The organism is Mesorhizobium sp. M1050 (assembly GCF_040318715.1).
GTDB lineage: Bacteria > Pseudomonadota > Alphaproteobacteria > Rhizobiales > Rhizobiaceae > Mesorhizobium.
In genome coordinates, this window is record NZ_JAMYMV010000118.1 from 1 (window position 1) to 11140 (window position 11140).

Consider the following 11140-nt stretch of genomic DNA (forward strand, 5'->3'; position numbering starts at 1 on the left):
TGCCGACCGGGGTGACCTGCTCGGTGACCGCGCCGGTGACGTCCGTCGCCGCCACGAGCGGTGCATCGTTGGTGCCGGTGATGGTCACCGAAACCGTGCGATCCACGGTGCCGCCGTTGCCATCGTCGAGGGTGATGGTGAAGGTCTCGACCTTGGTCTGGTCCTTGGCGAGGTACTCCACGTCGCTATCGGCGACGCTGTAGTTCCAGGTGACCACGCCACCCAGGCCGGAGCCGGTGGTGTCGGTGGTGACGCTGGCGGTGAGGGCGCCGAGCGCGCCGGCCGAGGCCGTGATCGTTGGGCTGATGCTGTGGGCGTCGGTGAGGTCGACGTCGGTGAAGGCAATGGTGCCGGTGTCGGTGAGGTTGCCGACCGGGGTGACCTGCTCGGTGACCGCGCCGGTGACGTCCGTCGCCGCCACGAGCGGTGCATCGTTGGTGCCGGTGATGGTGAAGGTGACATTCTGCGTGCCGGAGTTGGTCGTGCCATCATTGACCAGTACGGTGTAGGTGATGGTCAGGCTCTGGCCGGCGCCCAGGAAGTCGAGGTTGGCAGGGCTCGGATCGTAGCTGTAGCCGATGTTGGCCGCGCCACCGTTGGAGATTGTATCCGTCAGCGTGAACGCGCCCCCGGCGGTCAGCGCGGCTGCCCCGGCGGGCAACGAAAACGGACTGCCATTGAGCTGTACCACCGGGCTGCCCACCACCGACGCATGCAGCGTGTCGCCGACGTCGAGATCGCTCACCGAGAAATTGCCCGTGATCGCGACCAGGTTCTGGGCCGATGCATTGCCCGCTTCGAGCATCGCAACCGGATCACTCGTATCGCTCAGCACCGGCGCGTCGTTGGTGCCGGTGACGGTGAAAGTGACATTCTGCGTGCCGGAGTTGGTCGTGCCATCATTGACCTGCACCGTGTAGGTGATGGTCAGGCTCTGGCCGGCGCCCAGGAAGTCGAGGTTGGCAGGGCTCGGATCGTAGCTGTAACCGATGTTGACCGCGCCACCGTTGGAGGTTGTATCCGTCAGCGTGAACGCGCCCCCGGCGATCAGCGCGGCTGCCCCGGCGGGCAACGAAAACGGACTGCCATTGAGCTGTACCACCGGGCTGCCCACCACCGACGCATGCAGCGTGTCGCCGACGTCGAGATCGCTCACCGAGAAATTGCCCGTGATCGCGACCAGGTTCTGGGCCGATGCATTGCCCGCTTCGAGCACCGCAACCGGATCACTCGTATCGCTCAGCACCGGCGCGTCGTTGGTGCCGGTGATGGTGAAGGTGACATTCTGCGTGCCGGAGTTGGTCGTACCATCATTGACCTGCACCGTGTAGGTGATGGTCAGGCTCTGGCCGGCGCCCAGGAAATCGAGGTTGGCGGCAGTCGGATCGTAGCTGTAACCGATGTTGACCGCGCCACCGTTGGAGGTTGTATCCGTCAGCGTGAACGCGCTCCCGGCGATCAGCGCGGCTGCCCCGGCGGGCAACGAAAACGGACTGCCATTGAGCTGTACCACCGGGCTGCCCACCACCGACGCATGCAGCGTGTCGCCGATATCGAGATCGGTCACCGAGAAATTGCCCGTGATCGCGACCAGGTTCTGGGCCGATGCATTGCCCGCTTCGAGCACCGCAACCGGATCACTCGTATCGCTCAGCACCGGCGCGTCGTTGGTGCCCGCGAACTGAATGGTCGCGGTTGCCCAGCTGAGCGTCCCGTTGCCGAGCCGGATAGAGTAGATAAAGGTGTCCGTCAAATATTGGCCGGCATTCAACCCCTGCAACTGCGCCCTGAAAGCAGCCGACAAGTACGCTGTATCGTATCCCACCTTCCCGTCGGCCGTAATCCAGATCTTTGCGCCGTTGGCACTTGTATCGGAACTCGCGGATTCAATCCGCCCTAAGTCCTGCGTCAACAAATCAGCTGCGATGTAGCCGCTCATAGCGCCAGTGTTGTTCGTACCGTTATCGACCGACCATAGTGACTTGGCGTTTCCGCCAAGATCGTTGGCCATTACATTGAGAAAAACGGTCCCGAAACTGTCTTCAGTGAGCCCGGTGAAAACGCTGGTGAAGAAATCATCCGCTGCCTGCGGCGTGTTTGAAAAAGACGTCGTTGTCCCACCCATAACAGTTCCCCCTAGTGCCCGTGGAGCGCTTGCCCGAAGCGCAAGTTTTTATGCGCAACATTCAACGTCGGCCGAGCGCGTCAACGCCCGTCGCCTGCAACGTCGCCAGTCAAAAGAAATCAAGTGCGAATGGCTTGCAATCGCCAGCCAGGGAATGATCCCGGCGAGAGCGCTATCAAAGGAGTTCCCATTCAGACCAATGGACCGGGGGGGCAAAACGAGGATGGCCGTGTCGCGGCTAGAACTGGAGACGTCGTCCTCGGCCTGCCTTGTATTGGCATTGGCGCCTGTGAATTCAGAACAAGCCATTTTAACCCCACCTTTTACTCGTACACGAGACAGATGCCCTCCACATCTGTTCACTGCCGCATTGACAGATTAGTCACTCTCCATCTGAAACGGCTACGATCAACATGCGAATTTTGGCTACGGCTACTGTCAGTGCGTAGTCAACATTGCCGTCCGCGTGTAAGTCTTGGCTACAACATGTAGCCGCTATCTGGTAGCCGCGCTGCGTTCCCTTAATCCCCATGACCCCTTTTCCCGACTGCCCGTCAGGATCTTTTTTTAGGAGGCGCTTATATTAACGCATTCTTAACGCCAATGAAGAGTAAACGTCAACATCCAAACGGATGAACGGTTAACGCGGTCGAAGTGATTAGTGTTGCGGGCGAGATCGTCCAGGACGATGCTGATTGCTTTCACGATCTCCATCGTTATCCTGCAAAGTTCCGGCGGTCCGATTGAGGAAGCCCTCCAGATCGGTGCAAGAATCCGGCTCAACAAATATGTGATGTCTGCAGGTACAAACGGAGAATGCTATTCGGCAGCGGCCTAATTTGGGTCGCTGGTGTCCGCCGCTACTGTCTCCTACCTCACAAATCGGTCCCATGCGGCCTACACGGATACCGGCAAGCTACGGCTTCACCGCAGCCGGCGTGGCGCCCGCCGGTGCAAATACGCGCCGCCAATCGGCCAGCTCGATCGCCGCCATGCCGTCTGGCCTCTGCACCAGTTTGCGCAACGCCGCGAGCGCGGGCGGCTCATTCGCTGCGCCGTCGGCAAGCACCACCATTGCCAGTTGCGGCGCCTTGCGAGCGGTCAGGCCGAACTCAACCCGCCAGCGGAACACCATGCTGGTGGCGACGTCATGGCGGCGGCAGACCTGCGCCACGTCGACGCCGGGTTCCTCCATCTTCTGCACGATTGCCCGCTTCTGCTCGTCGCTGAATCGGCGCCGGTTAGATCGCTCGTCCACCGCTTCAGCGCCCCTACGAAGCTGTAACGGCCTCCAAGCGGTAACGAGTTCGAGCCGGTGCGTCCCGGCATCTGCTCGGCCGCATGAAGTCTGCAGGAGGATGTACACAGAGATGGCCCCACGGTAATCGGCATTCGGCAAGCCTGTCGGCAGGCAACGGCCCTTTCGAGGTCGAGTATCTTGTTAGGAGCCGGGCGCGCGTATTCCATCTTGGCAAGGCGTCCAAAGCGCCGAGGCCGGATACATTGGTGCAGACCGGTTGTGCCTCTCAAAACATTCTGCTTGTAGACGGGCCATACATTGCCTGCGGCCGCGCCGATCGACAGATCGCCGGACCGCGCTCGATTGCCTGTGACGATGCTCCGTCAGCCCGATGGAAGGTGCGCTACGACGGTTCGAGCGCTGCTTTCGCGCAGCCGAAACGCCCCATCGCAGAGCGCGGAAGACTGCTCGGCGCATCGGAGCTCGACGCCAAAACGTGGAAGCGTAGCATAGAGAATAGATTCGTAGATTATCGTAGATGAAAGGAGAAACGACGATGGACCACAAAGTCTCGCCAGGCACGACCGACTAAGATTGCCGCCCGTAATCGGGGCGGGCGCCCGGAGGGGCAGCAAAGCTGTGTGTCAGCTGCGCCGCTGCTGGCGACGGCCGGTAGTCGGCGGCACATTCTGCGTCTGTCAAACAGCGCAGGAGGCGAACGATGGAATTCTTTTGTGGACTGGACATGGCGATGGACGAGACGGCGGTTTGCGTCGTCGACGATCAGGGCGCGGTGCATCTGCAGGTGGCGGTGATGACCGATCCGGAGGCGCTGTTTGCGGTGCTGAAGCCGTTTCTGGCGCGACTGCGCCGCCTCGGTCACGAGGCCGGCTCGCTGTCGCCTTGGCTGCATCCGGAGCTCAAGAAACTCGGCCTGCCGGCGATCTGCCTGGAGACACAGCATGTGCGTGCCGCGCTGTCGGCGCAACGCAACAAAACCGACAAGGCCGACGCGCTCGGCATCGCCCATATCATGCGCACCGGCTGGTTTCCGTCAAGCCTGAAAGCTGCTACCGGACGAAGCTTCTGCTGACCCACCGGCGCAATCTGAAGGCCAAGTTTCTCGACCTGGAGAACGCCATCCGCCACTCGCTGAAGCGTTCGGCATCAAGCTTGGCGGCACATCGCGCGGCGCTTTCGAGCAGGCGGTCCGCCAGGCTGTGGCCGACGATCCGTTGTCGGCCGAACTGATGGACGCCATGCTGACGGGCGCGCGGCGCTGTGGAAACAGTACTGCCGGCTGCACGATCTCGTCGTCAAAATGGTGGCGCGCAGCGAGCTGTGTCGACGCTTCATGGCGATCCCCGGCGTCGGCCCGGTCACGGCGCTCTCGTTCATGACAGCAATCGACGATCCGTCGCGCTTTCGCCGCTCGCGTGACGTCGCGGCCTATTTCGGGCTGACCTCGCAGCGCTGGCAGTCGGGCACGTCGATCGACGTTCAGGGCCGCATCTCGAAGGCTGGCGATGCGGACATGCGGCGCGCGCTCTACGAGGCGGCGTCGGGACTGATGACGCGATTCAAGGCGGGGACAAGGTCAAGAGTTGGGGCCAGGAGATTGCCAAACGCTCCTGCCACCGCAAGGCTTGTGTTGCGGTGGCGCGCAAGCTGGCGGTGATCATGCATGCGATCTGGAGCGACGGCACGTTCTATGTCGGAGATCCCGCTGCGGGCGAGGCCGACGCCACGCAGCGCGCCCATGTCAAGGACCGCAAGCTGCTCGGAGCGCATCGATGAGCGGCGCGACGGCGGTTGAAACGCATGGCGCCCGCACGCTGACGGACGCCATCTGACACAAGGAGATCCGCCGCGGCGGATGAGAACCGAATGCAGACCAGGAACGACGGAACGCACGTTATCCTGCCTGCGGCCGCGCCGACGATGACCGCGCTCGATTGCCTGTGACGATGCTCCGTCAGTCCGATGGAAAAGCGCGCCACGACGGCTCGAGCGCTGCAACCATGCAGCCGAACCACACCGTCGCAGAGCGCGGAAGATTGCACGGCGCATCGGAGCTCGACGTTCAAAAGCGGAATCGTAGCGCAGAGAACAGAGTCGTGTATTATCGTAGACGGAAGGAGGAACGACGATGGCTACAAAGTATCTCCAAACACGACCGATTAGGACGGCTAGATAAAAGGCCGCGAGGTGCGGCGTGGATCGGTCGTGTTGTTTCAAGTGGTTATGCAGCATTTACGCGAGGTGCGAGGATTTCGCGCACCTCCTAAGATCGTTGATTTTCGTTCTTCGTCCGTAGCTTAGTGCGATGTGTGGCCGCCCGGCTGGCCGTAGTGGGGCCGGGGCCGGGAAAGGAGGGCGTGGTCAGCGATTGTTCCTGAGGTGGCGGCTCGTCGGTAGATAGTGAGCTGTTGGGTAGACTACGCTAGCACCTCGCCGACCTATCCTCAGGTGACTCGCGATCGGCGAACTGCTCGCTGCAGCAGAGGGGCGTCACTTCGGCCCGTGAAGCGACATCGCCGGCGCCGGCCGTAAGATGGCGGCCGAGCGCAGGCTTGTCAGCTGGCGCCATCCTCCGCACTGCGGATGCATAGGCTTCACGCCCAGTGAAAGCGAGCCACTCGCGACACGTCCGCCCCTCAACTCCAAGGTTCAGCCGGAGGGTTCGTCGGGCACGGCATCCTATCCGAGATGCAGGCGCTACGCGTCGCCCAGCCGCCCTAGGTCTTGACTGCTTGGGTCTGTTGATCCTGACACGAATGCGCAAACCGAAATGTTACGCTTTGATGGTTTTACGCCACTGGCGTGATGGCCATCAAAGCAATCGGAAGAGGTTGCCATGTCTAGGATCAACCGCCGCGCCTTGCTCCTCCACTCCGGCAGCGCAGTCGTCGCCTCGTCAATGACGGCAACGACGCTCGGTGCAGAGCCGCCGAGTCGAGACCAAGAACTGTCCACTAGTCTTCGAGCGCTGGTTGAGGCGCACAAGACAGCCTATGCTGAGTTCGGCAAAGCCCTGCACGAGTTAGCCGGTGGCAGCGGCGACCCCGTCAGAGCCAGCCGGCAAGAGGAGAGGGCGCTGCTCGCCATCTGCGGCTATCCGGCTGTTGGGGAAGGGGATCGCCTAGCCAAGGCCCGATATCTTTTGGAGATCGAGGCGCGCGGTGAACTAGACCTCGCAGAGCACATGCGGGCCGTTCTCCGATCGACGATTTGGAACGGATGATGCGACCGGCGCACGGACGGCGGTAATGAACGTCTGGGTATGCGCCTCATATTGGACGCAGAAGGTTAGTTTGCCGTTGCCCGTAACGCGTCTCAAAAGAGGCGCATCGGTTTGCTACTGCAGAGTGATGACCGTCGGGTTGCGACGACCACGTTCCAGGCCGCTTAGATATTGCTGGCTGAACCCTGAACTCGCTTCCACCTCTTCCTGAGTCAGGCGCTTCTCCCGACGCAAGCGACCGAAGTTTCGGCCCACGAGTTCGCGCATGTCCATGTGCGTAGACTTGGCAACTTACACACGTTGAGTTTATCAACTTCTTTATTCGTCAAGCTCCGACTTCGATCCCTGCAGATCAGCTGAGGGTCGTTTCAGCAATTCTGCGGCGTCGACGCCCAGCACTTCGGCCAGCCTATCAACGACATCGATGCTGGCGTTATACACGTTGCGTTCCAACGCACTAATGTAGGTGCGATCGATCCCTGCCTGATGCGCAAGCTCCTCCTGTGACAGGCCTTTGGTCTGCCGCAAAGCTCTCAGGTTTCGCGCGAACACCTCTCGGATTTCCATATATCCGAGAGCAGTGCCTTGAAGAGTATTTCACCACGGAGTATTCTCGACAATCGACATTCGGAGACCCAGATTCCGTGATTGGTTTTGGACAAGAGAGCTTCCGCTCGGGTTCATCCTTCTCTTCGCGGTCGGCGTGCAGCCGCCGCAAGATGGGGTTGGAAAGGCTGGTGAGCCGGATCTCTAATGCCGCCTTTAAGGTATTCTTTCTGCGGCTGAGACGAGTATCCCTGGGCTGCAAGACCCTACTGGCGATTGGTGCCGCCGAAACGGCGTCAAACTCTCTGACCATTCGGGTAATCCGGATTACCCGAACCAAAGGCCAGAACGCCGATCAGGAAGGTTTCGCACTTCCCTGATCATTTGGAAATTTGGTGAGCTTCGCGGGAGCGCAGCACGACAAACTCTCCGGTCTGGAGTGATAGATGCAGCATCAGAAGATTTTTCCGGAATCGAAGCGCACCAGATTCGAGGTGTGGGAAAGAACCGGAGCGGAGTGCGCGCCTCATCCCGCCGATCAGCACGTAGGCAGGCAGATCGCGGTCGTTCGCGTCCAGTCGGACGTCTCGCAGGCCCAGCTTGCCCGATCCATTGGTATCAGCTTCCAACAGCTCCAGAAATATGAGAACGCGAGGAATCGCGTGAGCGCCTCCATGCTCTACGAGATCGGCAGGTCGCTAGACGTTCCTGTCAGCCGCTTCTTCGAAGGCCTGCCTGGCAACGAGACCAGCCGTGAAGCTGCGCCTCTGCCTGTCGACGAGCGCATCGACTTTATCGCCAGCGCCGGAGGCCGGCGCCTTATCGAGGGGCTGATGCAGCTGCCTCCACGGGTGCGTGGTCGCGTGGCAGGCGTAATCGCCGCATTGGGGGAGGAATTGGCGGGGCTCGATGTGAATATGGACACCAAGGCGATCGACGAACCCATGCCTGATGACCGCAAGACCGAGTGACGGCCATTTAAGGCTGTCTCGTAGCAACCGCGGGCATCGTCAGTAGGCTCAAAGCCGGGCGGTTCCCATGCCCCAGCTTCGCACTGGCCATCTACCGTCTGCCTCCTTTTCCTCCACAGTAAAGTGAAAATCCCTGAATCGTTTCGCTTCAAAGCGTGGCAGCATGTCTGAAAATTGCGCCCTGGTGACGTCAAGGGAGAGGCTCAGCGACGCCAGTTGATCGGCTTCAAAAAGCGCTCCCGCGTCGGGGTGTTCCGTCTTCATGGGCGTTGGGGCCATGATCATGACGACCACCAGGCCATCGGAATGCTGCGTTCGGCATGATCAGCAAGGCGGCCAGTATGACATAGCTGAACTCGACTGATTGACGTGGTGGCCCGGGCTGCACGGACTGGCCAAAATTGATGTTGGCTGAGCCAACGATCTCACCACGCCATTCACCTGCAACAAGCGGCGGCAGTTGAAGACGGTTTGCCTTTTTCCGAACTGTCATTCCCTAGGTTTTGCGTCAGGAAGCCGGCAACATCAACACCCGCTGCCCTAAGCCTCCACCGCCTAGATCGACGACCGCAAGCCCGATCCGTGCGAATCTGATCGAGCCGCATGTTGACCAAGAGGAAAACAGGAGGGCCACCATTCGCCAGGCTGCGATATGGTTCGAAGGCATGTCCGTTCTTCCAAAACCGGCTGAAAAACCGGCTGAATTCCGAAAATCAAGCCGGTGAAAACTCGTCTGAACGGTCAAAAAGCTAAGGAAAATCAATCAGATGGAATGGCGCGCCCGAAGAGATTCGAACTCCTGACCCCCAGATTCGTAGTCTTAAAGGTGAACGTTTGCCTCCGCCGGCGATCACTGAGGGATGCCGATGAGAATGCAATCGTTAGGTCATGCAGCTTCGTTGGGCGCGGCTTTACGCTTCCTCTTCATCAGGAGCTCGCAGACAAACTTGTTCCATCGCGCCATGGCAGCCCGCTTTTCTGGCATGTAATTCCAGCGGTCGTAGCTCTTGGAACTAACGTCCTGCAGAGTGTGGTTTTGCAATCGGTCTCGGATCTCTTTCGAGAGACCTGCCTTGCCGGCAAGCGTTTTCCAGGTTCGCCGGAGATCGCGGTTTGTCACGACGGGAATGACCTCGCGATTGCGCTGGCGCCACATGAACGAATAGAGCGTTCCATGGCTGACAGGCTTGGACAGGTCGGTCGCGGATGGGAAAAACCAACCAAATTCATTCGGCTTGATCGACCCGATAAGCTCTGCCGCGATCTTGGGCACGGGAATAGCGTGAGGCTGTCCATTCTTGGTCTTGGACCAGTCGATGATGCGCTCGGCCGCATCCCATTGGTCGACGTGTAACCCAGCGATTTCCCCGACGCGCTGTCCCGTCAACATGAGAATTCTTACGGCACGCGTGTAAGGGGGATGGACTGGCGCATCGGGAGCTTCGAGCGATCGATAGAGACGGACAAATTCCTCCTCGTCCAACCAACGTGTTCCAACGTTTTTTGGTTCGGTCGGAATACCTGCAGCCGGGTTGTAGACAAGACGAAAGCGACGGACCGAGGACGAGCGGTAATCATGCTCCGATTTCAGACCCCAACTGTAGGCTGATCGAATAGAGCTACGAACATGATCGGCCATGGACCGTTTGCCCCGCTGGTAAATCGGGCGAATGATCTCCCTGATCTCTTCAGGGTCGATGTCGCGGGCAGGGCGGTTGCGACCGAGCGAATCGGCGATCTTGTTCAACCCTTTTTCGGCCTCCTTCCAGGACGGTTTTCCATCTGCCTTGAGCGACGCGACGTAGGCCTCGAACAGATCTGAGACCGTGCCGGGTCGCGTGTCACCCGCAATCTTGATGCTACGTCCCTTCTGGATCACGTCGGCGAAGTCGCGTTTGAAAATTTCGCGGGCCTGGCTGAGGCCAATTGACGGATACGAGCCGAGCTTTTTCTTGAGACGCTTTTGGTCTCGCCACTGATGGGCCATCCAGTCCGCCGTTACGCGGGTCGGCATTGGCTTTATCACGAGAACGAGGCGGCCTGTTGTAGGCGGAGACTCCAGGCTCCGCGGAATGGGTGTTTCCCCTTCCAGGATATTCTGGAAACCGGCATACCCAGTAGCGAGATGTTCACTTCCTAAGCGGCGCGCGCTGCCGACAGGGCGTGGAGAGCCTCCGGTTTGAGATGTGTGTATCGCTTCAACATTTTCCAGTCCTTGTGCCCGGTCACAAGCGCCACCTGTTCGATCGTGAATCCGGCCTCGAAAAGGCGGCTTGTCCCTTCGTGCCGCAAGTCATGAAAATGAAGGTCATGGATGTCCAGGTCAGCGCACCCTCGACGGAAGGCGGTGCCAACTGACCGATGATTGAACGGGAAAATTCGATCATCGTCATTGCTTCTCTTTGCGCGCTGCTCCTCGACAATGGCCCAAGCATCGTATCCAGTTGCCGCAAATAGCGGTATGCGCTGATTGTTGCCGTTCTTGTTCCGCGGGTCTTTGCGGTCACGGATGAGAAGCATCCGCGTGCGAGATTCCAAGTCGGACCAACGCACCTTGCAGATTTCCTCTTGGCGCATCGCGGTTGCGACAGCGAAACGTATGATCTGGCTAACCGGAGTAATTTGACGTGAGTTTGCATCGAAGTGACCGATGAGCCTGTCGAGTTCATCCTGCGTCGGCCGTCTGTCGCGCTGGTGGCCTTTCCCAACGAGGCCAAGTCTCTTGAGGGCGATACGCGCGAGATCGACTGGTTCGACCTTGACGGGCAGGCCGTGAACGGCAGCGGCATGAGCCAGAACGAGTTTTATAAAGCCAATGTCTATACCGAGAGTCATCGGTCCGGCGCCTTGGTCGGCCCGGTCGCGACCAAAACGAATGAGCCGTTCGCGATCAAGGGCTGCGATGTTGCACTTCCCCAGATGTCGTCGCAGCATATCGAGGGCTGCGGCCTTGGAGCGGCGAGGGGACTTGCCTACATCGCACATGTCGTCGATATGAAGGTCGATGAGTTCGC

At 59.9% G+C, this 11140-nt stretch carries 8 protein-coding genes and 3 pseudogenes; 4 read left to right on the plus strand and 7 right to left on the minus strand.

The features are described from left to right. A partial coding sequence (locus NKH57_RS32270) for a VCBS domain-containing protein (RefSeq protein WP_352950343.1) occupies positions 1-2125 on the minus strand: 2125 nt, incomplete at its 3' end. 916 nt (positions 2126-3041) lie between these two features. Next, positions 3042-3383: a transposase gene (locus tag NKH57_RS32275; RefSeq protein WP_352950345.1), complete on the minus strand. Its 342-nt coding sequence runs from the start codon at positions 3381-3383 to the stop codon at positions 3042-3044. A 703-nt stretch (positions 3384-4086) separates the two neighbouring features. Between NKH57_RS32275 and NKH57_RS32280 the strand changes: the two are divergent. After that, positions 4087-5162 (plus strand): annotated as a pseudogene (locus NKH57_RS32280) (IS110 family RNA-guided transposase). Positions 5163-6222: 1060 nt separating this feature from the next. Further along, positions 6223-6609, plus strand: a complete 387-nt coding sequence (locus NKH57_RS32285) for a hypothetical protein (protein ID WP_352950347.1) — start codon at positions 6223-6225, stop codon at positions 6607-6609. A 120-nt stretch (positions 6610-6729) separates the two neighbouring features. Here NKH57_RS32285 and NKH57_RS32290 read toward each other — a convergent pair. Together NKH57_RS32290 and NKH57_RS32295 are read right to left on the minus strand one after the other, a co-directional pair. Beyond that, positions 6730-6882 (minus strand): annotated as a pseudogene (locus NKH57_RS32290) (helix-turn-helix domain-containing protein); the annotation flags it as partial. 45 nt (positions 6883-6927) lie between these two features. Further along, positions 6928-7176, minus strand: a complete 249-nt coding sequence (locus NKH57_RS32295; protein WP_023825680.1) for a helix-turn-helix domain-containing protein — start codon at positions 7174-7176, stop codon at positions 6928-6930. 77 nt (positions 7177-7253) lie between these two features. Between NKH57_RS32295 and NKH57_RS32300 the strand changes: the two genes are divergently transcribed. Both NKH57_RS32300 and NKH57_RS32305 read left to right on the plus strand, forming a co-directional pair. Beyond that, positions 7254-7535 (plus strand): hypothetical protein, encoded by a 282-nt coding sequence (locus NKH57_RS32300; protein ID WP_352950349.1) that lies wholly within the window; start codon positions 7254-7256, stop codon positions 7533-7535. Between the two features lie 66 nt (positions 7536-7601). After that, on the plus strand, positions 7602-8126 hold the full coding sequence (locus tag NKH57_RS32305; RefSeq protein WP_352950351.1) for a helix-turn-helix domain-containing protein: 525 nt from the start codon (positions 7602-7604) through the stop codon (positions 8124-8126). 48 nt (positions 8127-8174) lie between these two features. Here the strand turns inward: NKH57_RS32305 and NKH57_RS32310 are convergent, their stop codons facing one another. The 3 genes and pseudogenes from NKH57_RS32310 to NKH57_RS32320 all read right to left on the minus strand — a co-directional run. Continuing rightward, positions 8175-8411, minus strand: a complete 237-nt coding sequence (locus tag NKH57_RS32310) for a hypothetical protein (protein ID WP_352950353.1) — start codon at positions 8409-8411, stop codon at positions 8175-8177. A gap of 601 nt (positions 8412-9012) precedes the next feature. After that, positions 9013-10170 (minus strand): annotated as a pseudogene (locus NKH57_RS32315) (tyrosine-type recombinase/integrase); the annotation flags it as partial. Between the two features lie 92 nt (positions 10171-10262). Continuing rightward, a partial coding sequence (locus NKH57_RS32320) for a site-specific integrase (RefSeq protein WP_352950355.1) occupies positions 10263-11140 on the minus strand: 878 nt, incomplete at its 5' end.

Coding starts and splice junctions, on each gene's coding strand:
- NKH57_RS32285 (WP_352950347.1), top strand. CDS start 6,223: ATGTCTAGGATCAACCGCCGCGCCTTGCTCCTCCACTCCGGCAGCGCA.
- NKH57_RS32295 (WP_023825680.1), bottom strand. CDS start 7,176: ATGGAAATCCGAGAGGTGTTCGCGCGAAACCTGAGAGCTTTGCGGCAG.
- NKH57_RS32305 (WP_352950351.1), top strand. CDS start 7,602: ATGCAGCATCAGAAGATTTTTCCGGAATCGAAGCGCACCAGATTCGAG.
- NKH57_RS32310 (WP_352950353.1), bottom strand. CDS start 8,411: ATGATCATGGCCCCAACGCCCATGAAGACGGAACACCCCGACGCGGGA.